The 26,050-nt window shown below is 61.6% G+C and carries 24 protein-coding genes and 3 pseudogenes; 23 read left to right on the top strand and 4 right to left on the bottom strand.

Going from position 1 to position 26,050, the window contains the following annotated elements; all coding sequences use genetic code 11:
- Positions 1-99: 99 nt before the first annotated feature.
- Together RSO67_RS12035 and RSO67_RS12030 are read left to right on the top strand one after the other, a co-directional pair.
- On the top strand, positions 100-2,136 hold the full coding sequence (locus tag RSO67_RS12035) for a ParB/RepB/Spo0J family partition protein (protein WP_315843651.1): 2,037 nt from the start codon (positions 100-102) through the stop codon (positions 2,134-2,136).
- A gap of 784 nt (positions 2,137-2,920) precedes the next feature.
- Complete coding sequence (locus RSO67_RS12030) at positions 2,921-3,232, top strand: DUF736 domain-containing protein (RefSeq protein WP_315843650.1); 312 nt, start codon at positions 2,921-2,923, stop codon at positions 3,230-3,232.
- 231 nt (positions 3,233-3,463) lie between these two features.
- On the opposite strand, the pseudogene RSO67_RS12025 reads toward RSO67_RS12030, so the two are convergent.
- The 3 genes and pseudogenes from RSO67_RS12025 to RSO67_RS12015 all read right to left on the bottom strand — a co-directional run.
- Positions 3,464-3,715, bottom strand: a pseudogene (locus RSO67_RS12025) (transposase); the annotation flags it as partial.
- Positions 3,716-3,861: 146 nt separating this feature from the next.
- On the bottom strand, positions 3,862-4,641 hold the full coding sequence (locus tag RSO67_RS12020) for a helix-turn-helix domain-containing protein (RefSeq protein WP_315843649.1): 780 nt from the start codon (positions 4,639-4,641) through the stop codon (positions 3,862-3,864).
- A gap of 31 nt (positions 4,642-4,672) precedes the next feature.
- Positions 4,673-5,761, bottom strand: coding sequence for a GAF domain-containing protein (locus RSO67_RS12015; RefSeq protein ID WP_315843648.1), 1,089 nt, complete (start codon positions 5,759-5,761; stop codon positions 4,673-4,675).
- A gap of 183 nt (positions 5,762-5,944) precedes the next feature.
- Between RSO67_RS12015 and RSO67_RS12010 the strand changes: the two genes are divergently transcribed.
- The 7 genes from RSO67_RS12010 to RSO67_RS11980 all read left to right on the top strand — a co-directional run bounded on the left by RSO67_RS12010 (position 5,945) and on the right by RSO67_RS11980 (position 13,986).
- Positions 5,945-7,135, top strand: coding sequence for a thiolase family protein (locus RSO67_RS12010; RefSeq protein ID WP_315843647.1), 1,191 nt, complete (start codon positions 5,945-5,947; stop codon positions 7,133-7,135).
- Positions 7,135-7,578, top strand: a complete 444-nt coding sequence (locus tag RSO67_RS12005) for a Zn-ribbon domain-containing OB-fold protein (RefSeq protein WP_315843646.1) — start codon at positions 7,135-7,137, stop codon at positions 7,576-7,578. The genes RSO67_RS12010 and RSO67_RS12005 overlap by 1 nt, the downstream gene beginning before the upstream one ends.
- Complete coding sequence (locus tag RSO67_RS12000) at positions 7,575-8,318, top strand: SDR family oxidoreductase (protein ID WP_315843645.1); 744 nt, start codon at positions 7,575-7,577, stop codon at positions 8,316-8,318. Before RSO67_RS12005 ends, RSO67_RS12000 begins: the two co-directional genes overlap by 4 nt.
- A gap of 15 nt (positions 8,319-8,333) precedes the next feature.
- A complete protein-coding gene (locus RSO67_RS11995) occupies positions 8,334-9,893 on the top strand; it encodes a class I adenylate-forming enzyme family protein (protein ID WP_315843644.1) in 1,560 nt (519 codons plus the stop codon).
- 68 nt (positions 9,894-9,961) lie between these two features.
- On the top strand, positions 9,962-11,188 hold the full coding sequence (locus RSO67_RS11990) for an ABC transporter substrate-binding protein (protein ID WP_410001840.1): 1,227 nt from the start codon (positions 9,962-9,964) through the stop codon (positions 11,186-11,188).
- 907 nt (positions 11,189-12,095) lie between these two features.
- The gene (locus RSO67_RS11985; protein WP_315843643.1) at positions 12,096-12,407 is read left to right on the top strand and encodes a DUF736 domain-containing protein; all 312 of its coding nucleotides are present in this window, start codon (positions 12,096-12,098) and stop codon (positions 12,405-12,407) included.
- Positions 12,408-12,795: 388 nt separating this feature from the next.
- Positions 12,796-13,986, top strand: coding sequence for a DUF932 domain-containing protein (locus RSO67_RS11980; protein WP_315844231.1), 1,191 nt, complete (start codon positions 12,796-12,798; stop codon positions 13,984-13,986).
- A gap of 244 nt (positions 13,987-14,230) precedes the next feature.
- Here RSO67_RS11980 and RSO67_RS11975 read toward each other — a convergent pair whose 3' ends face one another.
- On the bottom strand, positions 14,231-14,485 hold the full coding sequence (locus RSO67_RS11975) for a helix-turn-helix transcriptional regulator (protein WP_315843642.1): 255 nt from the start codon (positions 14,483-14,485) through the stop codon (positions 14,231-14,233).
- 155 nt (positions 14,486-14,640) lie between these two features.
- Between RSO67_RS11975 and RSO67_RS11970 the strand changes: the two genes are divergently transcribed.
- The 14 genes and pseudogenes from RSO67_RS11970 (at position 14,641) to RSO67_RS11910 (ending at position 25,986) form a co-directional block, all read left to right on the top strand.
- Complete coding sequence (locus RSO67_RS11970; protein WP_315843641.1) at positions 14,641-14,919, top strand: DNA -binding domain-containing protein; 279 nt, start codon at positions 14,641-14,643, stop codon at positions 14,917-14,919.
- Positions 14,920-14,997: 78 nt separating this feature from the next.
- Positions 14,998-15,276, top strand: a complete 279-nt coding sequence (locus tag RSO67_RS11965) for a transcriptional regulator domain-containing protein (RefSeq protein WP_315843640.1) — start codon at positions 14,998-15,000, stop codon at positions 15,274-15,276.
- Between the two features lie 223 nt (positions 15,277-15,499).
- Positions 15,500-15,856, top strand: a complete 357-nt coding sequence (locus tag RSO67_RS11960) for a DUF2285 domain-containing protein (RefSeq protein WP_315843639.1) — start codon at positions 15,500-15,502, stop codon at positions 15,854-15,856.
- A gap of 133 nt (positions 15,857-15,989) precedes the next feature.
- Positions 15,990-16,274, top strand: a complete 285-nt coding sequence (locus tag RSO67_RS11955) for a helix-turn-helix domain-containing protein (RefSeq protein WP_315843638.1) — start codon at positions 15,990-15,992, stop codon at positions 16,272-16,274.
- A 17-nt stretch (positions 16,275-16,291) separates the two neighbouring features.
- Positions 16,292-17,176 (top strand): replication initiator protein A, encoded by an 885-nt coding sequence (locus RSO67_RS11950; RefSeq protein WP_315843637.1) that lies wholly within the window; start codon positions 16,292-16,294, stop codon positions 17,174-17,176.
- A 448-nt stretch (positions 17,177-17,624) separates the two neighbouring features.
- On the top strand, positions 17,625-18,089 hold the full coding sequence (locus tag RSO67_RS11945; protein WP_315843636.1) for a DUF2840 domain-containing protein: 465 nt from the start codon (positions 17,625-17,627) through the stop codon (positions 18,087-18,089).
- Positions 18,086-18,598: a S26 family signal peptidase gene (locus RSO67_RS11940; protein WP_315843635.1), complete on the top strand. Its 513-nt coding sequence runs from the start codon at positions 18,086-18,088 to the stop codon at positions 18,596-18,598. Before RSO67_RS11945 ends, RSO67_RS11940 begins: the two co-directional genes overlap by 4 nt.
- 2 nt (positions 18,599-18,600) lie before the next feature.
- Positions 18,601-19,503, top strand: coding sequence for a lytic transglycosylase domain-containing protein (locus RSO67_RS11935; RefSeq protein ID WP_315843634.1), 903 nt, complete (start codon positions 18,601-18,603; stop codon positions 19,501-19,503).
- Positions 19,504-19,755: 252 nt separating this feature from the next.
- Positions 19,756-21,519 (top strand): relaxase/mobilization nuclease domain-containing protein, encoded by a 1,764-nt coding sequence (locus RSO67_RS11930; protein ID WP_315843633.1) that lies wholly within the window; start codon positions 19,756-19,758, stop codon positions 21,517-21,519.
- Between the two features lie 45 nt (positions 21,520-21,564).
- Positions 21,565-23,556: a conjugal transfer protein TraG gene (locus RSO67_RS11925; protein WP_315843632.1), complete on the top strand. Its 1,992-nt coding sequence runs from the start codon at positions 21,565-21,567 to the stop codon at positions 23,554-23,556.
- Between the two features lie 4 nt (positions 23,557-23,560).
- Positions 23,561-23,977 carry a CopG family transcriptional regulator gene (locus RSO67_RS11920; RefSeq protein WP_315843631.1) on the top strand — a complete coding sequence of 139 codons (417 nt, stop codon included), beginning with the start codon at positions 23,561-23,563 and terminating at the stop codon, positions 23,975-23,977.
- A 451-nt stretch (positions 23,978-24,428) separates the two neighbouring features.
- Positions 24,429-24,512: pseudogene (locus RSO67_RS30485) on the top strand (GTP-binding protein); the annotation flags it as partial.
- A 40-nt stretch (positions 24,513-24,552) separates the two neighbouring features.
- Positions 24,553-24,825, top strand: a pseudogene (locus RSO67_RS11915) (GTP-binding protein); the annotation flags it as partial.
- Positions 24,826-25,023: 198 nt separating this feature from the next.
- Positions 25,024-25,986: a GTP-binding protein gene (locus RSO67_RS11910; RefSeq protein ID WP_315844230.1), complete on the top strand. Its 963-nt coding sequence runs from the start codon at positions 25,024-25,026 to the stop codon at positions 25,984-25,986.
- Positions 25,987-26,050: the final 64 nt, after the last annotated feature.

Genomic DNA, 26,050 nt, shown 5'->3' with positions numbered 1-26,050 from the left:
GCCCCGGCCGCCCTTGCCCTTGCTACCCCGGTCTCGCCGACGGGCAGGGGTGCAGCGCAGCGCTGCGCTTGCACCCCAACCCCCGAAGGGAGAACGACTATGTCTGCCAAGAATGTTGAAATCGTCACGCAGAGCGGGACGGAGATTTTCATTCCGCTCAACAAGCTCAAGAAGTCCGCGAACAACGCCCGCAAGACGCCGCACAGCGAGGCGTCGATTGAGGCTTATGCGGCTAGCATCGCCGCGAAAGGCATCCTGCAAAACCTTGTCGTCGAACCGGAGCTGGACGCAGAAGGTGCGGCAACCGGGTTCTATTTCGTCACCATCGGCGAAGGCCGCAGGCTGGCCCAGCTGCTGCGCGTCAAACGCAAGGAGATCAAGAAGACGGAGCCGATCCGCTGCGTCATCGACACCGCGAACGACGCTTTCGAAATCAGCCTCGATGAAAACGTCACGCGCGAGAATATGCATCCCGCCGATCAGTTCGAGGCCTTCAAGAAGCTGGCGGAAGAACGCGGGTTCGGCGCGGAAGAAATCGCCGCCCGGTTTGGCGTGACGCCCCATGTGGTGCGGCAACGCCTTCGCTTGGGTGCGGTGTCGCCCAAGCTGATGCAAATCTATCACGACGGTGATCTGGTACTCGACCAGTTGATGGCCTTTGCAATCACCGAGGACCATGCCCGGCAGGAAGCAGCCTATGAGCGACTGTCCTTTAACCGGGACGCCAGCACGATCCGTCGCCTGCTCACCGAACCCCATGTCGCCGCCACGGATCGCCGCGCGATCTTTGTCGGCGCGGAGGCCTATACCGAGGTGGGCGGCACGATCCTGCGCGATCTCTTCACCGAGGACCGTGGCGGGTATTTCGAGGACGTGGCGCTTCTGGACCTGCTTGTGATGGCGAAGCTCGGACGCGAAGCGACCACTCTGCAGGAAGCGGAGGGCTGGAAATGGACGCAAGTTCACCTCGACTATCCCCACAGTCACGGCCTACGTCGGACTTATCCGCAACCGGTGGACCTGTCGGCGGAAGATCAGGGCGCCTTGGATGCCGCTCAGGCCGAGTTCGAAAGCCTGAAGGAGCAATATGAGAGCGTTGAGGAATTGCCTGATGAGGCCGATGCGCGTTTTGGCGAGCTTGAAGCTGAAATCGAGCGGCTTGAGGCGAAGCGCCGGGCTTACGACCCCGACGACATCGCGCGTTGCGGAGCTTTTGTCATTCTCAATCATGATGGGACCGTACGCATCGAGCGCGGTTTCATGCGGGCCGAAGACGAGAGAGCGGAGCCGGAAACGCAGGACCTAAGCGGCGAAGGAGAGGGCGGTGACGCAGTCTATGACGGCGGAACCGGCTCGAATGGTGAAGCCGAGGGTGACAGTTTGTGCGCGGAGGATGAGGATGCCGACGATCACACACCGTTGTCGGACATCCTGATCCGCGATCTCACTGCGCATCGGACCCTCGGGCTTCGCCTCGCTCTGAGCGAACAGCCAGCGGTCGCCATCGTAGCGGTGACCCATGCGCTCACTGCGCAAATCTTCTATCGCGGGGCGGACGCCCACGTTCTCGATATCCGTCCGGTCAGCACGGTACTAGCCTCACATGCTGATGGTATCGAGGATACACAAGCGGGGAAGGCATGGGCAGATCAGCATGCTCGTTGGGCGGCGCAGATGCCGCGCGACGTATCCGACCTGTGGACGTTCGTCGTCGAGCTTGACCACGATAGCCGCATGGCGTTGTTTGCGCATTGCGTCGCGCTCACGGCTAACGCGCTGAGACTACCGTCGGAGCGCAGGCCCCGTGCGGTGGCAACGGCGAACAGGCTGGCGGAGGCCGTGTCACTCGACATGGCCGCGCATTGGGCACCGACCGTGCAGACCTATCTCGGTCGCGTCACCAAGGCGCATATTCTTGCCGCCGTGCGCGAAGCCGTCAGTGTCGAGGCCGCTGACCGGATCGGGGATATGAAGAAGCAGGACATGGCGGAAGCTGCCGAGCAGTTATTGATCGGCGCCGGGTGGCTGCCTGCGCTGATGCGAGCGCAGGGAGCCGCGCAAAAGCCTGCCGAGCACCCACAGCCGGATGCAGTCACGGAGACGAACTCTCACGCCTATTCCGTCGCCGCCGAGTAAACGGCATGCCGGGAGCGCTCACGCGGTCCCGGTATGTCATCGTGCCACTGGCGAAATTTTTTGGCCGTGCGCCGTCGGGCGCGCGGCCAATCTCACGACACTCACGCCCTCGACCGGGCGCATTCTAGAAAGCGAAACACTTTTCAAGCTGAAGCCAGCGGGGAAGGGCGCGTTATGGTCGGCGCCAGTGAACCCGCCCGAAGGACGACACGTCACCGCGGATCATGCCTTGGCGCGATTGCGATGTCGGTTCTGACTGTTCGACGATCTTACCCTTGTCAGCGAAATTAGATCGTGATGGTCGTATCGATTGTTCCTGACATCGCGATCGCGAGCCGGCCCCCACGGGTCTCGGGCTGAGAGCACGCCAACTGGCGCACAGCACTGCGAAATCATGCGCTATCGTTCGTCGGGGCACGCCTTCACCTTCGTTGACGCGCGGGCGCAGGTCCTTGTGCGACCGGTGAGGCCCTGTCCTTGTGCGGCAGCGATGGCAGCGCTCATGGTTGTCTCCGTCAGTCCGTTTATGGGCGCGTCCCACGCAACCTCGAATGGACGGATCGGGCCCGAGGGGCGGCTGCGCCTCGATCGCCTTCCCGCAACGGCTACGTCGGCTTTTTTCCCCTGCCGCGAAGTGGCGGCATTCCTCGCGAGGCAAAAAAGCCGTCTGCCGCCGTCCTCCGCTGCGCTGCGGGCCTGACGGCTGCGGGCCGATCGCTCCCCGGGCCAAGGACCGCCATCGAGGCTGCGATGGTCGCGGCCCGACAACAGAACGGAGACCACCATGGCTACCATCGGAACCTTCACTGCGTCGAACAACGGCTTCATCGGCTCGGTCAAGACACTGACGCTCAACGTCAAGGCGACATTCGTCGCGACCGAGAAGGAGAACGACAAGGCGCCCGACTATCGCATCGTGACAGGCGCCACCGAGTTCGGCGCTGCCTGGAAGAAGACCGCACGGGAGACTGATCGCGAATATCTCTCAGTCAAGCTCGACGATCCGAGCTTCCCGGCACCGATCTACGCCTCGCTGGTGAAAGGCGAGGGCGACGACAGCTTCACGCTGATCTGGTCCCGCCGTAACGGCGACTGATCCAACCGGATCGACGCGCCCCGCCTCTTCGGAGGCGGGGCTTTTTTTGCGCTTAGGCCACCGTCGCGCAGAAGGAAGGGGGAGACCTTCGGTCTTGTTGTTGTTGGATGATCGCTAAGGGCTCCGCCCTCGCGCGCGCAAGGGTGAAGCACCGTTCGGTGCCGGCCGGAGCGGTTTCCCCGGTCTTCCGCGCCGTCGCTGCATTTTCATGACGACATGAATGCGAGGCGCGTGCAGACGCGCGCGTAGCCGGCGCTCCGACCGGATGCCGTAGCAGTAGCCGACCAGCAGCATCCGGACGAGCAGCTCGGGATCAATCGATGGCCGTCCGGTCGAACTGTAGAATGGTGCCAGCTCGCTCCGAATGATTGACAGCTCGACGAACCGGTCGATGTTCCTCAGCAGATGAGAGGCTGGAACGTGTCGCTCCAGCGAGAACTCGTAGAACAGAGCCGCCTGATCAGTCTCCTGTGGACCCATCATCGGTTCAGCCTCCGCCGATACCGAGATTGAATCAGCGATGGCGCCACGCTTCAACGCGGGAGTTTTTCAACAAAATCGGCGCAATGCGGTCTTTGCGCCGTGTCATTGGGGGCATCTTGTTGTGCTGACGCGGTTGTTTTCAGGTCTCATTTGGTAGCAAGGCCGAGCCTGAGCATATGCAGCTTTAATGCTGTTTGCACCTCGAAGGATCTGCCGGCTGTACGCCAGTTTCCGAGCAGTCGCTCGACGCTATCAAGTCGCTGCCGAAGAGTATTCTCGTGAATCCCGAGTGTTCTGGCGGCCATGCCGGTATTATAGCCGCTGTCTAAGTAGCAAGACATGGTCTCTGTCAGATTTGTGTTTCGCTTCCTGTCTTGCTCCAGCAAAGCGCCGATTGTGTGCCTGATATACGCATCGAGTTCTTCGCGGGATCGCTCGGCAAACATGACGGCATAAACGGTCAATTCGTCTTGCGTGCATATCGCGCCCTGTCGTGCGAGGACTCTCACCAGGTCCAGGCAGCGGCCGGCTTTGGCGAATGTATCCCGGAACTCCGTGGATGGCATGAACTCAGCCGATTGCAGGATATTGATGCGCGAGCCTGTCCGCTGTTCAACGGCCTTCTGAGCCGCCGTTGCCACGAGCGGTGCATCTGCAGGCGGGCAAAGCAGCAAAAGTCGCCCTTCCAATTCGCCGCCAATGAATCTGCGGGTTGGACATGCTCCCTTAATAACCCGCAGGACGTGGCTCGCCATCCTGTCAGCGATATCGACAAGCAGCATGATTACAGGTTGGCGGGGATCCATGCCCCACTGTTCCATTTGGCGGGTCAAGGCGACAGACGCTTCCGGGTTGCGGTTGCGCAATCCGATGAAGAGTTCAGCGGCGTCTTGCTCGAGTCTCTTGGCGGCGCGATCCAGCGACAACAGGACGATGCCGCAAACGATCGCCCCTCTCTCAAGAGTGCGAGATCTCATGATCGCTGAGCGGAGCCTGGCGCCAGACGACCAACGCACCAAGGATTTGGGTTGCGCTGATGATTGTCATCGCGATGCTCGGTGGAATGCCTTGGAAGGTGACGGACACCGACCGGCCGATCGACTGGCTCTCACCCAGAGCGCGAAGCAGTTGGCTTCGATTACGGGCCTGGCCCAGCTTGGCGCCAACGTTATTGCCGGCAGGATCGACGGCCAGACATGCCGTCTCGTATTGGTGGTCCAGGACAACTACGCCCGCGTGAAGGATCGCTGCAAGCATTTGCGCCACGTCGTCCAGGCCGCCGCCCCTTGCAACGAGCGCGATGAGTTGTTCGTGGACAGCAATCGCTTCTTGAGTTTCCGCGGTCTTGATTTCCAGTGCTTCGAGAGCGGTGCGGGTCTCCTCAAACAGCCGGGCATTCTCCAGAGCCAGCGCAGCGTGTGTCCCCAGCGACACGAGCAGTGCGACCTCCTCGGGCGCGAAGGCGCGTGCGTGGCGGTCGGCGATATAGAGAATGCCGAGCACTTGTCCGTCCAGCAGCAGGGGAACGGCAGCCATCGATACGATTCCCTCTCCTTCAAGGGCCGTATCCACCGTTGTGGCGTGAATAAAGCGAGGGTCGTCCCGATAGTTTGCTGTGACGAAGGGACGCTTGCTTTCGATGATCGGATGGCAGCTACCAAGGTCGCGAGGAACCCTGATGTCGGCGAAGCGTCTCGATACCGCGCCCTCGATGGCGCGAACGAAGAAGTCCCGCCGCTCGGGATCATATGCCGACAGATAGCAGATTGCGCTGCCCACGAGGCTGCGGGCGCGGCGGACGATGGCGCCAAGGACCTCGCTTGTATTGCGCAGCCGGTTCAGGTCGAGAGTCGTCTCCTGAAGTGCGAGCAGCTCCTTCTCGCGCCGGCGATAATAGTCTGAGGGCGTGAGGTCGGTTGACGCTTGTGGCTCGGCGGCATCCGCCGAAGAGGGAGGCCCGTTTCGTTTGCGGGATACCTGCCGCGCAGACGGCGACGCACGTGCCGTTGTGGCTGAGAGACTCTCGCTTTTCCGTTTTCGCGCCAATGCCGGTCTCTCGGGTGTTTGCGGCGTGCAACTTGGCCGTCATCTATGTCGATACCAACATAAAAAGTCTCAATCAATGGACTTTTGAACGTTGAGGGAGGCCGGCCGGCCATCTACGGCTTGCACCAACCTGTTGGCGATTGATCGTCGACGACAAACCGACAATGCCGGGGGGAAACAGGATTGAGCACTCACAGGAGATCTGCGTCGGCCGCGGTCGTCGGCATTGGCGAAGTGCCATCCGGGCGTTTTTCCGATCGGAGTGAAATCGAAGCGGCAGTCATTGCGGCGCGCGAAGCCATTCTCGATGCCGGCCTGTCGCCGCGCGATATCGACGTGGTGATGCCGACGGGTGCTCTGGCGTCCCGGCATTTCAACGTCGACCTCGTGTTCTCGCGGCTCTGCGAGGAGCTCGGCATGCTCCGCAGCGCCAAGATGAACGTTCAGGTGATGGCCGGCGGCGGCAGCAGTTCCAGCATGCTCGCGGTCGCCGAAGCTCTGGTTTCGACCGGTGCGGCCCGTACCGTGTTGTGCCTCCACTCCGATAAGGTTGGTTCACTGCCGCGTCAGGCGGGCATCGATCTCTTCGCCACCACCGGCGTTTCCGAAGAGTGGGAAGCGCCTTACGGCCACAACATGAATGCGGTCGGCGCATTGGTGTCGCAGCGCTATATGTACGAGACGGGCACCACCGAGGAAGAACTCGCAGCGGTCTGCGTGTCGCTGCGGAAGTGGGCGGCGTTGAATCCCCACGCCATGTTCCGGCAACCGCTCACGGTGGAAGAGGTGCTGGCATCGAAGATGATTGCCGACCCGCTGCGAGCCAAGCATTGCAACGTGCTGGCGGATGGTGCGAGCGCCTATATCGTCGCATCGGCGCAGGATGCGCAGAAGATGACGAAAACGCCGGTCTTCGTGCGCGGGCATTCGTCGCTGGTGACACACTATACGCTCTCGCAGGATACGGATCTGGCGAAGCTGGGGTTTCCGGAAGCGGCGCGTGCTGCCTATGCAGAGGCGGGCCTTCGCCCGCAGGATATCCAGCTCGCCCAGATCTACGATTCCTATCCGGTCTTTGCCCTCATCGCGATGGATGCGCTCGGCGTGTGCGGCGGCGAGCGGGCCGGCGCGTTCGTTGCGGCTGGGCATACGTCCCCCGGTGGGCGTATGCCGATGACGACGAATGGCGGGATGCTCTCCCAGGGACACACCGGGGCAGGCGGCGGCATTGCAGTTCTCGTCGAAGCCTTTCGTCAGCTCATGGGCAAGGCTGGAGAGCGCCAGGTCGCGAATGCCGTCAACGCCGTTGAAACGGCCTCCGGCGGCACCTGGATGGACTCGCACGTCACTATTCTTTCCAAGGAGCCCGGCTGATGTCGTTCGCCCACGCACTTCCCGTCCCAACTCCGTGGAGCGCTCCCTATTGGGAGGCGTCGCGAAAGAAGCGCTTCGTTCTGCAGTGCTGCAATGCCTGCGACCGGCTCATCATGTATCCAAAGCGGTTCTGCCCGTTCTGCCTGAGCGAGGATCTCGGCTGGCGGGATTCCGCGGGAACGGGCGAGATCTATTCCATCACCGTACAGCGTGCCGGCGCACCGACAGGCTTCAGCGAACACCTGCCCTATGTGCTGATCATCGTGCGACTGGACGAGGGCGTACAGCTCATGAGCCGGCTGATCGGGCCCGACGCGGAGACCGCGCGTTGCGGCGATCGGGTCAAGGTCGATTTTCAGGATATCGCCGGAGCCGATGTGACGCTGCCTGTATTTCGCCTGGACGGCGCGAAGACGCCCGCCAATGGGAGCCGATCAACATGAGCAAATCTCCGCGGGTCGCGGTCATTACAGGGGTCGCAGGAGGGATCGGCGCTGCCGCTGCCGCTCTCCTGCACGCACGGGGCTGGTCGGTTCACGGCATCGATCGTCGGCCGAGCACGAACCCCGGCGTGACGAGTCACGCGTGCGACGTTACTGATCCCGAAGCGATGATGGCCGTCGCGGAACGTATCGGTCCGATCGACGCACTGGTTCCCGCTGCCGGAATCAATCTGCGTCCGGACGACGGTCCGGCCGAAAAACTCGTACTCGATGCCTGGCATCGGACGATCTCCGTCAATCTCACCGGGACGATGCTGGCTGTGCGGGCTTTCCGGCCACGTCTCCGCGCGGACGGTGCGATTGTTCTTGTCAGCAGCGTCGCAGCCATCCGCGCGATGCCGCACGCGGATGCCTACACGGCAAGCAAGGGCGCGATCTCCGCTCTCACAAGAACCTGGGCCGTTGACTACAGTCGTGATGGAATCCGTGTGAACTGCGTTGCACCCGGTCCGACGGACACGGACATGATGAAGGGGATGCGCGAAGAATATGTCCCGGACCGACAGGTACAACTGCCGCAGCAGCGCATGGCGACGGCCGACGAAGTCGCGCAAGTCATTGCCTTCCTGGCCTCGCCTGAGGCTTCCTACGTTTCGGGGGTGATCGTTCCCGTCGATGGAGGGGCAACCGCCCATAGCGCAGGAATTCCGTTTCCGAAGCGCCGGGCGCTGGCAGGCTGAGCGAGACTGGCTGTTATGGACATCTCTTTTTTCATCCGTCAGTGCTTTGGAGACGCTGCGAGGTTCTCGCCGCAAAATGCGGCCATCGCCTTCGATGACGGAGATTTTCTGAGCTATGAGAATCTGGCAAAGCGTGCCAATCGCTATGCCAATGCCCTGCATGAGCTTGACGTCCAACCGGGCGACCGGGTTGGAATTCTGCTCTACAACTGCACGGAATACTGGATCGCTTACTTCGCGATCACGCGCATCGGCGCCATTGCAGTTCGTTTGAATTTTCGCCTCGCGGCGGAAGAACTGGAATACGCCATCGACGATTCCGGTGCGACAGTTTTGCTCGCGAATACGGACATCCTGCATCGGATCGCGCATTGCTGCGCAGCTCTGCCGGTCCGCAACTTTATAGCGTTTGGTGACGAAGTGCCGAGCCCGGACTGGGCGATGCCCTGGTCCTATCTTGAATCCGGTATGGATCGCGAACTTCCGCTTCCGCTTCCGTGTCCCGAAACACCTGCCATGCTCATGTATACGTCCGGGACGACGGGGCGTCCGAAGGGAGCGCTGTGGTCCCACGGGACCACGACCTGGTGGACGGCCATGCAGGTCATGGAGTGGGGCTTGACGCCCCGCACGGTGACGATGGTCACCGGGCCGATGTATCACATCGGTGCCCTGGAGAATTACGCCCTGCCGACACTGGCAGTTGGTGGGCGTGTTGTCGTGTTGCGGAGCCGGAATTTCGACATTCGGCAGACGTTGCAGATTGCCAGCAGGCAGCAGGTCACCGACATTCTGTTGTTTCCGTCCATGATCTACCAGATGTTGCAGGCGACTGAGATCGACAACATCGATCTCAGTCGCATCCGGCGCGTCTTCAGCGGTGGCGATCCGCTGCTGCCTTCCGCGATCGAGCAAATGCGCGAACGCTTCGGCTGGATGGATATCGTGCAGGTCTACGGTCTCACGGAGGGGACGCCGATTGTCGCCTGTAGCGGGCCGGGACAAGGCTACGACGCGCCGAGCACCGTTGGCCGTGCTTTCCCGTTCGCCGAGCTGTCGATCCGCGACGATGACGGCATGCCGGTGCCGGCCGGGCAGGCTGGAGAAATCTGGACTAGTTCACCCGCGAATGCGCTGGGCTACTGGCGCAAGCCGGAAGCGACCGCAACGACATTTGTCGATGGGTGGTGCAGGACAGGCGATCTCGGATCAATCGAGAACGGGGCGTTGCGCATTGTCGGTCGCAAGAAGGACATGATCCGCAGCGGCGGCGAGAATATCAATCCGAGTGAGATCGAGAACCTCCTCCTCAAGCATCCCAGGATCGTTGAAGCTGCGGTTGTTGGCATTCCCGATGCTCGATTCACCGAAGTGGTATGTGCGGTCGTCGTATTGGCGCAAGGCCACTGCCTGAGTGAGCAGGACGTCATCGATCATTGTGTGGCTGGGCTCGCAAAATACAAGAAGCCGCGCAAGGTCGTGTTCGTCGACGAGCTTCCTCGGACAGCGTCCCAGAAAATCATCAAGCACGAGTTACGGCGGCGCTTCTCGAGTGAAGCAAGTCCATCTGCTTGAGCTTGATCTGACGTTCTACCAAGGCAGGGAAACTGCCCATCGCATACTGAAAACAGGGGAAACGCGTTATGACCAACATCACACGACGGACGTTTGCAATCGGTTCTCTTTATGCGGCAGGCGCCATGACGTTGCCGTCTTCGGTTCTCGCCCAGGCTGGTGGCAAGCGGGTGAAGGTCGGCGTGCTGACGGATATGTCCGGCTTCGCCTCCGATGCGAACGGCAAGGGCTCCGTCACGGCCGCTCAGCTCGCTGCCGAGGAATTCGCGTCCCAGTTTCCCGGCTGGACCATAGAGGTCGTCTTTGCCGATCATCAGAACAAGCCGGATATCGGAGCCAGCATCGCGCGGCGGTGGATCGAGAATGAAGGTGTCAACGCCATCTTCGACGTTCCCGTGTCGTCGGTCGCGCTGGCCGTCAGCGAGGTCACGCGCAACTCCAATGCCTTGTTCATCGGTTCGGGTCCGGGTTCGACCGAACTGACGGGAGCGAAATGCTCGCCGCATACCATTCACTGGACGTATGACACCTGGTCGCTGGCCCGAGGCACCGCGAAAGCAGTCACGGAAGCAGGCAACAAGCGCTGGTTTTTTCTGACGGCGGACTATGCTTTCGGTCACGCGTTGGAGCGGGATGCGTCGGAGCTCGTAAAGGCCAGCGGCGGAACGGTGGTTGGCGCTGTGCGGCATCCCATCAACACGTCGGATTTCTCGTCGTTCCTGCTGCAGGCACAGGCAAGCAATTCCGAAGTCATTGCGCTGGCCAATGCGGTCGGCGACACCATCAACAGCATCAAGCAGGCCTCGGAGTTCAACATCACCGCCGGCAAGCAGAAGCTCGTTGCTCTCCTGCTGCAATTGACCGATGTGCATTCGCTCGGACTCAAAACGGCGCAAGGTCTGTACCTGACTCAGCCGTTCTATTGGGACATGAACGCAGGAACGCGCGCCTTCTCGGATCGTTTCATGGCCAAGGATGGCCGCCGGCCGACCGATGTGCAGGCCGGGGTCTATTCGTCGCTGATCCACTATCTGAAAGCCGTCAGAAAGACCGACTCGTCGAATGCCGATGCCGTCGTTGCTGCCATGAAGGACATGCCGACGGACGATCCGCTTTTCGGCCGCGGCGCGATTCGCAAGGACGGTCGTGTCATTCACGATATGTATGTCATGCAGGTCAAAACCCCGGCCGAATCAAAGGGGCCGTGGGATTACTTTAAGCTTGTGAGCACGATCCCAGCGGCCGATGCATTCCGGCCGGAAGACCAGGGCGGCTGCCCGCTCGTTAAAGCCTGAAGCGGGCAGAAAAAGACAGAAAGTTCGCTGCTTTCTGCTGAGATCTCTCCCAAACTGTAGCGCGAGGCCGAGAGCAATCGGCCCGCTCTTGACTAGCGCTGCACGGCCTTTCTCAAGGCGCGCTCAAGAAGTGGTCCGTGACATTGAGCATTTGACGAAAACCATGAGACCCACTCACTCGTGAGGAAGCAAGCGAGGTATCCAGCGCCAAACGGCTGCTTACCAGCTGCGTAGATCTCAGCCGGGAGTTCATTAGCTGGGACGGTGCCAAACGAAACCGCAGCTGCCTGCTGTTCCATACCGGCGCCAGTGAACCCGCCCGAAGGACGGCACGTCGCCGCGGATTATGCCTAGACGCGACTGCGATATTGACTGTCGTTGATCGACGGCCTCGCCTTTCACCAACGAGATTAGCTCGTGATGGCCTGTCGATCGTTCCTGACATCGCGATTACGAGCAGGACTCCGCGGGTCTAGGGTTGAGGGCACACCAACCGGCGCGCAGCGATGCGAGACCATGCGCGGTCTTTCGCTGGGTCGCGCCTTGACCTTCGTTGATGCGCGAGCGCAAGCGCTTGTGCGACCGGTGATGTCATGTCCTTGTGCGGCGGCGGTGGCAGCGCTCATGGTTGTCTCCATCGGTCCGTTTATGGGCGGCGCTCCACACGCAACCTCGAATGGACGGATCAGGCCTGAGGGCCGGCTGCGCCTCGATCGCCGTCCCGCAACGGCTAAGCCGGCTTTTTCCCCTGCCGCGAAGTGGCGGCATTCCTCGCGAGGCAAAAAAGCCGTCTGCCGCCGTCCTCCGCTGCGCTGCGGGCCTGACGGCTGCGGGCCGATCGCTCCCCGGGCAAGGACCGCCATCGAGGCTGCGATGGTCGCGGCCCGACAATAGAACGGAGACCACCATGGCTACCATCGGAACCTTCACTGCGTCGAACAACGGCTTCACCGGCTCGGTCAAGACACTGACGCTCAACGTCAAGGCGACATTCGTCGCGACCGAAAAGGAAAACGACAAGGCGCCCGACTATCGTATCCTGACAGGCGCCACCGAGTTCGGCGCTGCCTGGAAGAAGACCGCACGGGAAACCGATCGCGAATATCTTTCAGTCAAGCTCGATGATCCGAGCTTCCCGGCACCGATCTACGCCTCGTTGGTGAAAGGCGAGGGCGACGACAGCTTCACGCTGATCTGGTCCCGCCGCAACGGCGACTGATCCAACGGATCGACGCGCCCCGCCTCTTCGGAGGCGGGGCTTTTTTTGCGCTTAGGCCATCGTTGCGCAGAAGGAAGGGGGATAACTTCGGTCTCCTTGTCCGCATAAACATCGCTAAGGGCTCCGCCCTCGCGCGCGCAAGGGTAAAGCACCGTTCGGTGCCGGCCGGAGCGGTCTCCCCGGTCTTCCGCGCCCTCGCAGAATTTTCATGACGACATGATGAGCACCAGGCGCGTGCAGACGCGCGCGTACCGCGCACCCCTTTGGGCGGGTGATCCCCCTCCACTCCAGCCGCCCTTGCCCTTGCTACCCCGGTCTCGCCGACGGGCAGGGTTGCAGCGCAGCGCTGCGCTTTAACCCAGCTACATGAGGAGAATGACCTATGACCATGGTGACCCTGACCCAGAACGAGCAGCCCGTTTCCAATGGCTTTCGCGTGGACGTGTCGCGCGGCGAGCGTGTTGGCCGCGTGTCGTCAGAATGGTTTTCCCGACCCGATGACGAGCGCTTTCTCAGCCTGACTGATCTTTATGAATCGGTGCGTCGCCGCGCCGAGCACGCACAAGCCCGCACCGTGGAAAGCCGCGCGGTCAGGGTGGATGCGAGCCGGGACAATGCCGAGCGGCTGGCTCTGATGGTACCGGGACATGACGAACCAGTGGCGCCTACACATTGGAGTTTTGGACAATTGTGTAGCCTTGTCGGTGCACCGTCATCCTATATGCGGCAGCTTCCCGCGCCGCTGGCCGCGATCAATCTGCAACACGGTTTGCTGTCGCACCGCGCCGAGCTTGTGAAAACACTGGAAGCAGGTGACGGTCGCGTCGAGCTTCGCGCGGTCACCGGCCCGGACTATGGCCGCATCTGGGATCACGAACTTGTCGCAGCCGTGATGAAGATCGCGGGTAACGGCATTGGCGATACGCGGTGGAAGGTGCCCGGCGTACTCGATTGGACTGCGATGACGCACAACCCTTTCGTGGATGTCACCAAGGACACCACGACGCTCTACGCCAGCGACCGCGACGTATTCCTGTTTCTGGTGGATGATACCCATCCGATCGAGGCCGGACGTCTGCCGGATGGATCGCCGGATTTGTATTTTCGCGGCTTCTATTGCTGGAATAGCGAAGTCGGATCGAAGAAGCTCGGCATCGCCTCATTTTATCTCCGGGCGGTCTGCATGAACCGCAATCTCTGGGGCGTCGAGAACTTCGAGCAAGTCACCATCCGGCATTCAAAATTTGCCGCGCTGCGGTTTGCTCATGAGGCGGCGCCGGCTCTGACTAGCTTCGCCGACTCGTCGCCCGCGCCGTTCATCGCGGGTATCAGGGCCGCGCGTGAGCGGATCGTCGCTCGTACAGGAGAGAATCGGGAGAACTTCTTGCGCCAGCGCGGGTTCTCCAAATCCGAGACGGTGAAAATCATCGAGACTGTGTTGCATGAAGAAGGCCGTCCGCCGGAAAGCGTGTTCGATTTTGTGCAGGGGATCACCGCGCTGGCCCGTGGCAAGGCGCACCAAGACGCGCGTCTTGAACTTGAGGGGAAGGCGAAGCGGCTGCTGGAACGCGTCATCTGATGAGCGAATGGCTGCGCAGCCGGATGCCCGGTTGCGCGGCTAGCGCTTCTCGATGCTCTAAGCTTTGCTATTTTCCGCCGATCCGGTTTCCGGATCGGCGGCGGACGCGTATCCGCGTCCGGGGCTCGCCGGGCCTGCGGTCCGGCTCGCGAAGGCCACAGCCCAACTTTAGTCTGGTAAAAACAGGAGAATCACTACCCCAGAGAAGCCTGTGTCTGCATCCTGCGACAGCCTAGCTTCTTCTCTAAGTCTTTCGCTTGGTTGTCTTCGGCCGTTCGTCGCGCGCTTCATCATCGGGCTGAACGAGCTCGACGTGACTGACGCCGAGCGTGCTGGAAAGATGGAATAGCGTTACGACCGTCGGATTTCGCCGGCCGCGTTCGAGACCGCTGATATATTGCTGCGTGAAGCCGGAGGCCTCAGCGAAACGCTCCTGGGTGAAGCCTTTTTCCCTTCTCAGCCGTTCGAAATTTCGGCCCACAAGTTTGCGCATATCCATTCGCGCAACTTGCGTCTTTACATACTATGAGGTTTATCTCCTATAATGTGTATTCGCGGATGAGGCTGGCAGCTGAGATTTAAATGCGACTAAGGTGCGGCTGCACGCAACCTCGACATCGCCGTAAGAATTTAGGGATTATCGCTAGGAGCACGATGCAGACACCGCCGCTCGATCCTAACGTCGCGGACGTTGCGCCCACCGATCCGGCGCTGACGGTCTACGACGAGCAGCATGTTGTGACGTATATGCGCCTTCTCGCCGCCGAGTCTGAGGGGGCCGACTGGCGAGAAGTCGCGCGGGTCGTGCTGCATCTTGATCCCGACAGCGAACCAGTTCGTGCGCGCAATGCGTTTGAAAGCCATCTGGCCCGCGCCAAATGGATGACTGAGCATGGTTATCGTCATTTTTTACGCGGTGGCGCGACCAAATAGAGAAAGCCATTCACATGAACTTTCTTTCGAGAAAAACAATTCTCTTCGTGCAGTGATCACTTTGAAGCATCGCGCGCGATGCTCAATTGGGGACTTCCTGCAACCTCTTGGATCCGAATTTATTGCCCCGCAATCTTCGATATGTTGCGTGGGGTCAGAGCAATGCCTGAATTCGACTGGCGAGCGCCAGAGTCGTACAAGCGCGTACAAGATGCCGAAATCACCGCCATCGCCTGGGAATACCTTCGTCGCAATCCGGACTATCGGCGTGACTACGAGGAGATGGTCGGGGCAGGGCGCGTTCATAATGTGACTGCCGGATTCAGGAGGAGATGGGGCCTCTGCTTTCGCTCATGACCCGCAAGGGTCCTTTCACGAGCAGACGATCTTCTGGGCGCCGGAGGCTCTGCCGACGGTGGTGCCAATCGGTCGGCCTGCATCGTCTTCGAATGTTGACGGCGTCGGCCAGTCTCTCGTCGATCTGACGGCGGGCGATTTACGCCGAGCGTCTGACGGTTGGCACGCGGTTCTGCGCATTCGTGGAGCTGAGCATCGTCTATGGCTGGCTGAGCCGCCGACGATGAGCATGTCGTATACGGCGGTGCTGCCGCTCGACTCTGCCTTCGAAGTTCGCGCGCACGCCGCCAATCGGCTGTGGCGGGCCATCAATGGGCGTGCGCCCGGTCCGGCATTCCATGAACTGTCTCTTCAGCGTCGTGAACGTTTGGTTCTGGCGGTTCGTGCGCTCGATGGGCGCATGGACGGCGGTACCTATCGTGCGGTCGCCGAAGTGTTGTTCGGCAAGAAGCGCATCCCCGAGCGTGCCTGGAAAACCCACGATCTCCGCAATCGCACCATTCGCCTGGTCCAGAGCGGCGTTGCGTTGATGCGTGGCGGCTATCGCGAGTTGCTGCGTTACAGGCGCAAACAGAAGTAGCGCTGATTTCGCGGGGGTATCGCAAACGCACCCCCTGATCATCGGTATCCCCCTTCGCGGCCTTGCTCCGCCATCGTGACCGCCGACGCGCAACGCTCCTCGCTGACGCGCGGTGTTATCACGGAGCCTTCAAATGCCCGATCCTATGGCCGGCTTGCCGCCGCGCTTTCTGCGCACCCCCGAGGCCGCGCGATTCCTGGGTCTCTCCGGCCGCACGCTGGAAAAACACCGTACCTACGGCACCGGTCCGACCTACCGCAAAATTGGAGGCCGAGTCGTCTATGCGCTCATTGATCTGCAGGCCTGGGCCGATCGCGGTGCCAAGACGTCAACGTCCGATCCGGGGAAGGGCACCGTGCTGCCCGCCAAGAAACACGCAGCAGTGCTGCGCCCATATGCCGGGCAAGAGCGACGCTGATTGCTGGGGAGTGCGTCGTGACGAGACATCGGCATAAATCTGAGCGCGAACAGCTTGATCTCTTTCGCGCGTTGCCCGGCGATCTCGCGCCGCGCGATGCGCAGGATCTGATGGCGTATCCGTTTTTCTCTCTCGCAAAATCCAAGCGTGTCGTACCGATCGATTTTCGCGCGGGAACCATCACTATTCGTGTCGAGGCCGTGCCGGAACATGGCATGGCGACCATCTGGGACGCGGACGTTCTGATCTGGGCTGCCTCACAGATAGTCGAGGCGCGTGACGCCGGCCTGAAGACGTCGCGCCTGATGGCTGCAACGCCTTACGAAATTCTGACCTTCGTTGGCCGCGGCACCGGTGCACGCGATTATGATCGGCTGAAGGCCGGTCTCGACAGGTTACAATCAACCACCGTGCTGACCTCGATCCGTCAGCCGACCGAACGGCGCCGGCATCGCTTCTCCTGGATTAACGAGTGGAAGGAGACCGCCGATGCACATGGGCGACCATTTGGCCTCGAGCTAATACTGCCGGATTGGTTCTACGTGGGCGTCCTGGACGACGCGCTCGTGCTGACGATTGACCCCGCCTATTTCGATCTGACCGGTGGACTTGAGCGCTGGCTTTATCGGCTGGTCCGCAAGCATGGCGGTCGCCAGGAGGGCGGCTGGAGCTTTGACTTTATCTACCTTCACGCCAAGTCCGGTAGCCTCTCGCCGCTCAAGCATTTTGCTTACGACCTGCGCGAGATCGTCCGTCGCCAGACATTGCCTGGCTATCGGCTCGTTATCGAGCGTGACCTCCGCGGCACCGAGCGTCTCATCTTCGCGCCCATCCCGGTCGATCCATTCGCCGAGCGGCTGCGCAAGCGCGGGCTCGTTCCTCAATCGGAGGACGGCCTGTGAATCAGCTCGTGCTATCAGGGACCGCAACCCTCGTGCCATCAGGGACTGGGTCCTCGTGCTATCGGGGACCGAAATCGGGTCTAAGGCCTTGTTGCTCAACGCTTTGCAGCGCCCGTAACTTTCCTAACCTAAAATCCTTCGGATTTTCTCTAACGGACCACCCGGTCATTGCTGTTGGGGATAACCAGCAAGGGCTCAGCGCGAGCACTGTTCGCGTCTCGCTCCCGAGTCCGATTCAGAACCAACGCATCGGTAAAACGCGACTTCGGCAACAGGTGCGCTCCGCGCAACGCCTTATGGCGATGGCATTGCTGTCGCTCAAGCACCCACATCGATTGCCAGGTTTCTCCCGACGCGATCGGTGTCTGCGATCCCTGAAGTATGGCCGACGCGCATCGTCGCCGTCGACCTGCAACCTGATTCATCTTTTCAAACATGGAGGAGGTTCATGAGCGATCTCACGCAGGTCGAGATTCTGTGGCTTGAGAAGCGTATCGAGAACCGGATTCGCTTCGGCCGCATTGTCGAAGAGCAGATTCTTGATCGCCGCCGGCGCGTTGTGTCATTTGCGCCCGGCAGCATCTTCGCGTTCGTCCGCTGGACCTCGAATGACTTCGGCACGGTCATCTCGCGGATCGACATCTTGCGGGCCGTTGCGGCCGGCCAGCGTTGCGCCACGGTGCCCTATGTGAGACCCGGCGGCGACATTCTGTTGCGGCTGTCGGGCTGGCCCAAGGTCGAGCGGGTGCTGCAACTGATCGATGTGATCGAGGCGCTCGGCATCGATCCCGCGGACGCTGCACCCGATTATTGGCATCACGTCCATAACCGCCTGTCCGTCAACGAAGCTCCACGAACCTATACCAAGTCGCGTCACCAGGCGTGGCTTCACCGGCAGAGGATCGCGCCATGAATGGTCGGTTCTCGACGCTCGCAGTCATGCTTTTTGGAATCGCCGTTCTCGTTGCACCGGTCGTCGCGGAGCCGGTTCCCCTCTACGTGTGGAATGCTTCCGAAAGTGTACCGCTTGGCCTCTATCGCTTACGGCCCGCGGACAGACTGTCTGTCACCGAACTCGTCGCCATCAAGCCACCCGAGCCGCTGGCGACCTTTCTTGACCTGAACGGCTATCTGCCAGTCGGCATTCCCATGTTGAAGCGCGTGCTGGCGCTTCCGGGCCAAACGGTTTGCAGAAGCGGGCGCACAATCTCGGTCGATAAGATCGACATGGGTGAGGCGCGCGAGCGAGACAGCCGCGGCCGGCCACTACCGGTCTGGCACGGCTGTCGTGTTGTCGGCGAGGACGAACTCTTTCTCATGAACTGGCAGTCCAAGGACTCGCTGGACGGCCGGTACTTCGGGCCGATCGCGGCATCTGCCGTCATCGGCCGCGCGTTCCCGGTGTGGACTGGGGAGGAGTGAGTGTGCGTATTACCCTTGCTCGATTTGCCATTCCTCTGTTCGACCGGACGCTGCACCATTCCTCCGTCCCGACCAAAATCCGCAAAGCCACCGCGCGCAGCGGCGGTCCTGGGCGGCCGCGAGGCCGGCGCGAAGCAGCTTTACCCTGGACGGGCGCGAGCACGGCGGCATGCTTGCGTCGTTTAGGGACGGCAGCTTGTACCGTCGTGATGATGTTGTCGTTTGCGATCGTGCTGGTTCATGCCGCACAAGCTGATCACGCACCAACCAGACATCCGGCGAGCGCACGGCCTGCCGGGTCGTTTGCGAATCTCATCGAAGAGGCTTCACGCCGATTCGCCGTACCGGCGCATTGGATACGCGCCGTCATGAACGTTGAAAGTGCCGGTGATGCGCGGGCCAGGTCGCGGAAAGGCGCGACGGGGTTGATGCAGATTATGCCCGAGACGTGGGCTGACCTGCGCATGCGTTACCACCTCGGCAACAATCCTTACGATCCGCGCGACAACATTCTGGCCGGCGCCGCGTACCTCCGCGAATTGCACGACCGCTATGGCTCGCCCGGCCTTCTCGCCGCGTACAATGCGGGACCAAGCCGCTACGAACAATATCTTGCGGGCCGTCCATTGCCGACCGAGACCCGCGCCTATGTGGCAACACTTGCTCCTTTGTTCAGTGGCGGTGAACTTGCCGGTCCGATCTCCGTCGCAGTTGGTCATTCGAAGTCGTGGACCGAGGCGCCGCTGTTCATCGGACGACCCGAACGCGCAACCGCTGCCGATCGTGTGTCGGCTGAGCGTCGATCGGACCGCGTTCCGGCGGGCGATCCAATGCGTAATATTCCTGCGCTCGTGCCGCAAGCGCGCAGCCTGTTTGTTGCTCGATCCAGTGCGGGAGGCCTGTAATGACGGGATGTGCAGCTTGGCGCGCCATGGCGTGCTCCGGGATAGAATGGCTGGGAAGGCGAGAGCAGCAGGGAAGCACGACTGCGGGACGGCGAGATAAAAGCGGCTCGCCGCTCGAACCCAAGCCATTGGAATGGCTTGGGTTCGGGCGTGCCGGTCGGTCGGGGCGCGTGCCGCGCGGGATGCTTTCGCCAATGAATTCAACCGTGTTTTCGGCACTGCCCGGCATTCCCTGTTCGTGGAGCCTTTGCCATGAGCGCGGGCGACAGCGATTTACGCATCCGGCCTGGCCGCATCCGCGGCACACGAGCGCCGAAGCCGAAGAGCTTCATCAACCAGGTGCTGCGCGCGGCGAAGAAGGCCGGTCCCACCTCCAGTCTTGCGGCTGCGGGGAAGCGCTCCTCAAGCTACGGGCGCTCGACCTTCGGGCGCGGCCGGATCAGTTTTAGCCGCAGCCGCCTGTTCAGTCCGGCGCGGCGCGTGGTGGTGAAGGCGCGCGTTGTCCGCCATCAGGGCCGTTCGTTCCGTTCTGCGCCGCTGACCGCCCATCTTTCGTACCTCAAGCGCGACGGTGTCACCCGTAACAGTGAGAAGGCGGTGATGTTCGATGCCGGCAGCGACCGCACTGACGACGCGGCCTTCGCGGATCGCTGCAAGGACGATCGGCATCATTTCCGTTTCATCGTCTCGCCCGAGGACGCCGCCGAGATGACCGATCTCAGAGCCTTCACGCGCGATCTCGCCCGGCAAATGGAAGTCGATCTCGGCACCCGGCTCGATTGGATCGCCGTCGATCACTGGAACACGGATAACCCGCATGTTCATCTGCTCGTGCGCGGCGTCGATCAGACGGGCGCCGACCTCGTGATCTCGCGAGACTACATCAGTCAGGGCTTGCGCTCGCGCGCCGAGGAATTGGTCTCGATCGAGCTTGGTCCAAAGCCCGAGCACGAGATCCGCAACGCCCTGGAAAAGGAGATCGCGGCCGAACGCTGGACGCGGCTCGACGTCGAGATCCGCATGGCCGCCGACGAAACCGGCGCCATCGACCTGCGCCCCGAAAATCCCGGCGCGGGCGACCCCGAAATCCGCCGCCTGATGATTGGACGGCTCCAGCACCTGGAGAAGATGGGCCTTGCCGCGCCGGCCGGCCCCGGCGAATGGATGGTCGGGCTGGAGGCCGAGCGCAATCTCCGCGACCTCGGCATGCGCGGCGACATCATCAAGACCATGCATCGCGCCTTCACGGAGCGCGGGGAGGCACGCGGCGTCGCCGACTATGTGATCGATGGTGAGAAGCCGGGATCACCGATCATCGGCCGGCTGGTCGACAAGGGGCTTCATAACGAACTGACGGGCGAAGCCTATGCCGTGATCGACGGTACGGATGGTCGCGCCCACCATGTTCGCTTCCGGGGCATCGAGGCGTTCGAGCATGCGCCGCCGATCGGCGGCATCGTCGAGATACGCCGCTTCGGTGGACCGGACGACCCGCGCCCGATGTTGGTGCTCGCCAACCGCAGCGATTTCGACCTCAACCAGCAGATCACCGCGTCAGGCGCGACCTGGATCGATCATCGACTCGTCGAGAGCGATCCCATGCCGCTTGCCATGGGCGGGTTTGGTCGCGAAGCGCGCGACGCCATGCAGGCCCGAGCCGAGCATCTTGCCGGCGAAGGGCTCGCCCGGCGGCAGGGTCAGCGCGTCATCATGCAGCGCGATCTCTTGAACACCTTGCGTCGACGCGAACTGGACGCGGTGGGTGCAAACCTCTCAGCCAAGACGGGATTGCCGCACATGAAGGCCGCGACCGGCGAGCATGTGGCCGGCATCTATCGTCAACGCCTGACGCTCGCCTCCGGCCGCTTCGCCATGATCGACAACGGCCTCGGCTTCCAGCTCGTGCCCTGGTCGCGCGAGATCGAAAAGAAGCTCGGCCAGCACGTCGCCGGCGTCACCAAGGGCGGTGGCGGCATCGAGTGGACCCTTGGTCGTAAACGAGACCTGGGCTTGTAACTCCGTCGTTTCCACACGGTTCAATGACAGACAAGGACCTTCGCCATGTCCGCGACCAAAATCCTCTGGGGCCAGATCACCGTCGTCTTCCTGATCGTGTTGCTCACGATCTGGGGCGCCACGCAGTGGACGGCGTGGCGGCTCGGCTTCCAGCCCGAGCTCGGCCGGCCCTGGTTCGAACTCGCCGGGATGCCGGTCTACTATCCGCCGGTCTTCTTCTGGTGGTGGTACATCTACGACGCCTATGCGCCACAGGTCTTCGTCGAGGGCGCCTTCATAGCTGCGTCCGGCAACTTCATCTCGATTGCGGCGGCGATCGGCATGTCGGTCTGGCGGGCGCGAGAGGCAAAGAACGTCGCCACTTATGGATCGGCGCGCTGGGCCGAACCAGGCGAGGTGAAGGCAGTCGGGCTTCTTGGCGCTGATGGCGTCGTGCTGGGCCAGCTCGGCCATGATTATCTCCGTCACGACGGGCCGGAGCATGTGCTATGCTTCGCGCCGACCCGTTCCGGCAAAGGCGTCGGCCTGGTCGTGCCGTCTCTCTTGACCTGGCCGGGCTCGGCGATCGTCCACGACATCAAGGGCGAGAACTGGCAGCTCACCGCCGGCTACCGCGCCAAGCACGGCCGGGTGCTGCTGTTCGATCCGACCAACGCCAGGTCGTCGGCGTACAATCCGCTGCTTGAGGTTCGCCGCGGCGAGTGGGAGGTGCGTGACGTCCAGAACGTCGCCGATGTGCTGGTCGACCCGGAGGGATCACTCGACAAGCGGAACCATTGGGAGAAGACCAGCCATTCACTTCTCGTCGGGGCGATCCTGCATGTCCTCTATGCCGAGGTGGACAAGACACTGGCCGGCGTTGCCGCGTTCCTCTCGGATCCCAAACGGCCGATCGAGACGACGCTGCAAGCGATGATGACCACGCCGCATCTCGGCGGACACGGTCCGCATCCCGTCGTTGCCTCGACCGCACGCGAGCTGCTGAACAAGTCCGACAACGAACGATCGGGCGTGCTTTCCACCGCCATGTCGTTTCTCGGCCTCTACCGCGATCCCGTCGTCGCCGAGGTCACGTCCCGCTGCGACTGGCGGATTGCCGACCTGATCGCCGATCTCCAACCCGCGACGCTCTACCTCGTGGTGCCGCCGTCCGATATCTCGCGGACCAAGCCGCTGATCCGCCTGGTGCTGAACCAGATCGGCCGCAGGCTCACCGAGGATCTGCATGCGAAGGATCGCCGTCACCGCATCCTGATGATGCTCGACGAGTTCCCGGCGCTTGGCCGGCTCGATTTCTTCGAATCCGCGCTCGCCTTCATGGCGGGCTACGGCATCAAGAGCTTCCTGATCGCGCAATCACTGAACCAGATCGAGAAAGCCTATGGCGCCAATAACTCGATCCTCGACAACTGCCATGTCCGCGTCAGCTTTGCCACCAACGACGAGCGCACGGCGAAGCGTGTCTCCGATGCGCTGGGGACAGCGACCGAAATGCGGGCCATGAAGAACTATGCTGGTCACAGGTTGAATCCGTGGCTTGGTCACCTCATGGTTTCGCGGCAAGAGACGGCGAGGCCGCTACTCACGCCGGGCGAGGTGATGCAGCTCCCGCCTACTGACGAGATCGTCATGGTTGCCGGTACGCCGCCGATCCGGGCGAAGAAAACCCGCTATTACGAGGATCACCGTTTTACCGAACGCGTCCTGCCGCCGCCTGATCCGGCGAAGTCTGGCCGGTCACGACGGACGGACGGATGGTCGCTGCTGAAGCCGCAGACGCCGGACACGGCGTTGCTCGCGGAAATCGAGCGGGCGGAAAAGGATGCCGCTAACAGCGGCTTGCGCCGCGAACCCGAACTTCCCGACCATGTCGCCATCGCCAGGGAGACGACTGATCCGAGGCCTGCGGAAGAGTTCGCCATTGTAATCGACGACGAGGCGGACGATGCCGCGAGGCAAGCCCGCATTCTGCGCCAGCAGATGCGTGGCATCGCCCGCCAGGTCTCGCTCGACCCGAACGATGGCATGGAGTTGTGAGACCATGCGGGATCGGATGAATGTGTATTTCCCGCCGGAGCTTCTGAGGCAAATCGCGGATCTGGCGGACCGCAAGAAGCTGTCTCGATCGGCAATCGTCGAGGCAGCCGTCGCCTCGTTTTTATCGCCGGACGGGGAGGATAGGCGCGAGGCGGCATTTGCGCGCCGTCTCGATCGGTTGTCGCGCCAAATGCAGAGGCTGGAGCGGGATGTTGGCCTTACCGCCGAAACACTGGCGTTGTTTGTCCGTTTCTGGCTGACGATCACGCCGCCCTTGCCGAACGACGCGCAGGCTACCGCCCAGATCAAGGGCCGCGAGCGGTTTGAAGGTTTTATCGAGACCCTTGGCCGCCGCTTACAGAAGGGCCAGAGTTTCTTGCGTGAGATCCCGGACGACATCGTGAACGAAAAGCCGGAATGACCGGAGCTGATGGACTTCGCAGAAGCAAGAATCCTCAGGGCCCAGACGTCGATAGCGGTGTCTTCGGTTGCACGCGGCACGCCAAGAAGCCGCCTTCGATATCGATCGACTCAGGAGCTTGTCGTTCGACGCTTCTGTAGCGGCTCCGGACCGACCGCCGCTTGCTGGCTTCGGTTTGCCCCCTTTCTCTTGTGATTGGCGAGCCGTCTCAGCCGGTGGGATATCTGGATCATGATCGCTCTCTCGAAGCCGTCTGGAGCCGAGTGGGCAAGGCGGGCATAGACGTTCGCTGCGTTGAGACATGTTTCTCTCGTCAGCGCGGCCTCTGAGTGCGGCTGGGATTCTGGGATTGGCGCCACAGGGATCATGGGATGGATCGATTGACTGCTCTAACGCAACGTTATAACATTACAACTATCGATCGGTTTTAGTTTCAGCAAGAGGTTTCTGAGTGCGCAAACTTCCGGTCCCCTTGGTGTCCGGCTTTTTGGGAGCTGCAAAAACAACGCTGCTCAATCACGTCCTGGACAATCGCCACGGTCTGAAGGTGGCGGTGATCGTCAATGACATGAGCGAGGTGGAAGGGACATTTCTGGTTGGCGACGCGGCCGGAGTGGGTCGGCGAGCTCAGTCAGGCCGGCGCCATCGTGCGAACGACCGGATTGGGCTTCTGGTGGGCCAACATTCCGGCGGAGCGCTGGCCGAATGATCCGAATTGGCGGCAATCTTTGAAGAAGAACTGGAACGGCATCTATGGCGACCGCCGTCAGGAGATCGTGTTCATCGGTACTGACATGGACGAAGTGAATCTTCGGCGACGCCTCGATGCATGTTTGGTGAAAGGGAAGACGCTCGCCTTGGCCGTGGCGGTAGCCGTCTTGTTTCTCGGCATCGGAACCCTCCTTTGCCTGGCGCTGCCCCGCCTCCTGTCTCACGCGGCCTGACGAAAGCGAAACGGTCCGGACCGCACCTCTCAATTCACCTGAAATCGGCATCGACCTGACCGACAACATCGGACGAAAGAAATGAGCCAACTGAACGAGGCCATCCCGGCGCAGATTCCCGTCACGTTGCTCACCGGTTATCTCGGTGCAGGAAAAACGACGTTGCTGAACCGGCTGCTGACTTTGAGCACCGGAAAGCGGTATGCGGTGATCGTCAACGAATTCGGAGAAATCGGCATCGACAACGACCTGATCGTCGATGCCGACGAAGAGATCATCGAGCTCAACAACGGGTGCGTCTGCTGCAGCGTCCGCGGCGACCTCGTCCGCATCCTCGGCGGCCTCATGAAGCGGCCGGATCGGTTCGACGGAATTCTCATCGAGACAACGGGATTGGCCGATCCCGCTCCCGTCGCGCAGACCTTCTTCATCGACGAAGACGTCCGCAGGAAGACCAAGCTCGACGCGATCGTCACGGTTGTCGACGCCATGCACTTCCTGGACGAGGTCCGCCTCGCTCATACGATGGAAGAACAGGTCGCCTTCGCCGACGTGATCATCGTGAACAAGTGCGATCTCATCCTCCCTTCTCAGCTTGTCGCGCTGGATAGGCACATCAGAAAACTCAATCCGTATGCGCGCGTCCATCATGCCGAACGCTGTGCCATCGATCTGCGCGAGGTTCTAGACCTGGGATCGTTCGATCTGGACCGCATTCTAGAGACGGCGCCGGATTTCCTCGACGGTGACCATCGTCATCACCACGACGGCGGGATCGGAAGCCTCTCGATCGGCCACCCCGGGGAAGTCGGTCCGGACAAGTTCTTCCCGTGGATACAGCAGATGATCGAACGGTTTGGACCGGATATTCTACGGATGAAGGGCATTCTCGCGCTGCGCGACGACGCGGATCGTTTCGTCGTTCAGGCGGTGCATCAGATCGTCGAAGGAATCCATCAGAGACCTTGGAAAACGGATGAGCTGCGGCAGTCGCGTCTTGTGTTCATCGGACGGCGCCTGCCTGAGGAACTGCTCAGGGACGGCTTCCAGAAATGCTGCCTTTGAGTTCTTCTGACGCCCCGTGTCCAGCGGACGGGCTTCCGTAGGAGAGCGAAAACTGAGCGCCTGC

Origin of the sequence: Tardiphaga sp. 709 (assembly GCF_032401055.1) — a bacterium.
GTDB lineage: Bacteria > Pseudomonadota > Alphaproteobacteria > Rhizobiales > Xanthobacteraceae > Tardiphaga.
The sequence above is the reverse complement of the archived record's forward strand: the minus strand, read 5'-3'. Positions and strand labels throughout refer to the sequence as shown.

Excerpts from the sequence above, each read along its gene's own strand:
- RSO67_RS12035 (WP_315843651.1), top strand. The coding sequence starts at position 100 with ATGTCTGCCAAGAATGTTGAAATCGTCACGCAGAGCGGGACGGAGATT.
- RSO67_RS11995 (WP_315843644.1), top strand. The coding sequence starts at position 8,334 with ATGGACATCTCTTTTTTCATCCGTCAGTGCTTTGGAGACGCTGCGAGG.
- RSO67_RS11960 (WP_315843639.1), top strand. The coding sequence starts at position 15,500 with ATGAGCATGTCGTATACGGCGGTGCTGCCGCTCGACTCTGCCTTCGAA.
- RSO67_RS12005 (WP_315843646.1), top strand. The coding sequence starts at position 7,135 with ATGTCGTTCGCCCACGCACTTCCCGTCCCAACTCCGTGGAGCGCTCCC.
- RSO67_RS11985 (WP_315843643.1), top strand. The coding sequence starts at position 12,096 with ATGGCTACCATCGGAACCTTCACTGCGTCGAACAACGGCTTCACCGGC.
- RSO67_RS11990 (WP_410001840.1), top strand. The coding sequence starts at position 9,962 with ATGACCAACATCACACGACGGACGTTTGCAATCGGTTCTCTTTATGCG.
- RSO67_RS11980 (WP_315844231.1), top strand. The coding sequence starts at position 12,796 with ATGGTGACCCTGACCCAGAACGAGCAGCCCGTTTCCAATGGCTTTCGC.
- RSO67_RS11940 (WP_315843635.1), top strand. The coding sequence starts at position 18,086 with ATGAATGGTCGGTTCTCGACGCTCGCAGTCATGCTTTTTGGAATCGCC.
- RSO67_RS11925 (WP_315843632.1), top strand. The coding sequence starts at position 21,565 with ATGTCCGCGACCAAAATCCTCTGGGGCCAGATCACCGTCGTCTTCCTG.
- RSO67_RS12000 (WP_315843645.1), top strand. The coding sequence starts at position 7,575 with ATGAGCAAATCTCCGCGGGTCGCGGTCATTACAGGGGTCGCAGGAGGG.
- RSO67_RS11920 (WP_315843631.1), top strand. The coding sequence starts at position 23,561 with ATGCGGGATCGGATGAATGTGTATTTCCCGCCGGAGCTTCTGAGGCAA.
- RSO67_RS11965 (WP_315843640.1), top strand. The coding sequence starts at position 14,998 with ATGCTCAATTGGGGACTTCCTGCAACCTCTTGGATCCGAATTTATTGC.
- RSO67_RS11970 (WP_315843641.1), top strand. The coding sequence starts at position 14,641 with ATGCAGACACCGCCGCTCGATCCTAACGTCGCGGACGTTGCGCCCACC.
- RSO67_RS11975 (WP_315843642.1), bottom strand. The coding sequence starts at position 14,485 with ATGGATATGCGCAAACTTGTGGGCCGAAATTTCGAACGGCTGAGAAGG.
- RSO67_RS11930 (WP_315843633.1), top strand. The coding sequence starts at position 19,756 with ATGAGCGCGGGCGACAGCGATTTACGCATCCGGCCTGGCCGCATCCGC.
- RSO67_RS12030 (WP_315843650.1), top strand. The coding sequence starts at position 2,921 with ATGGCTACCATCGGAACCTTCACTGCGTCGAACAACGGCTTCATCGGC.
- RSO67_RS11945 (WP_315843636.1), top strand. The coding sequence starts at position 17,625 with ATGAGCGATCTCACGCAGGTCGAGATTCTGTGGCTTGAGAAGCGTATC.
- RSO67_RS11955 (WP_315843638.1), top strand. The coding sequence starts at position 15,990 with ATGCCCGATCCTATGGCCGGCTTGCCGCCGCGCTTTCTGCGCACCCCC.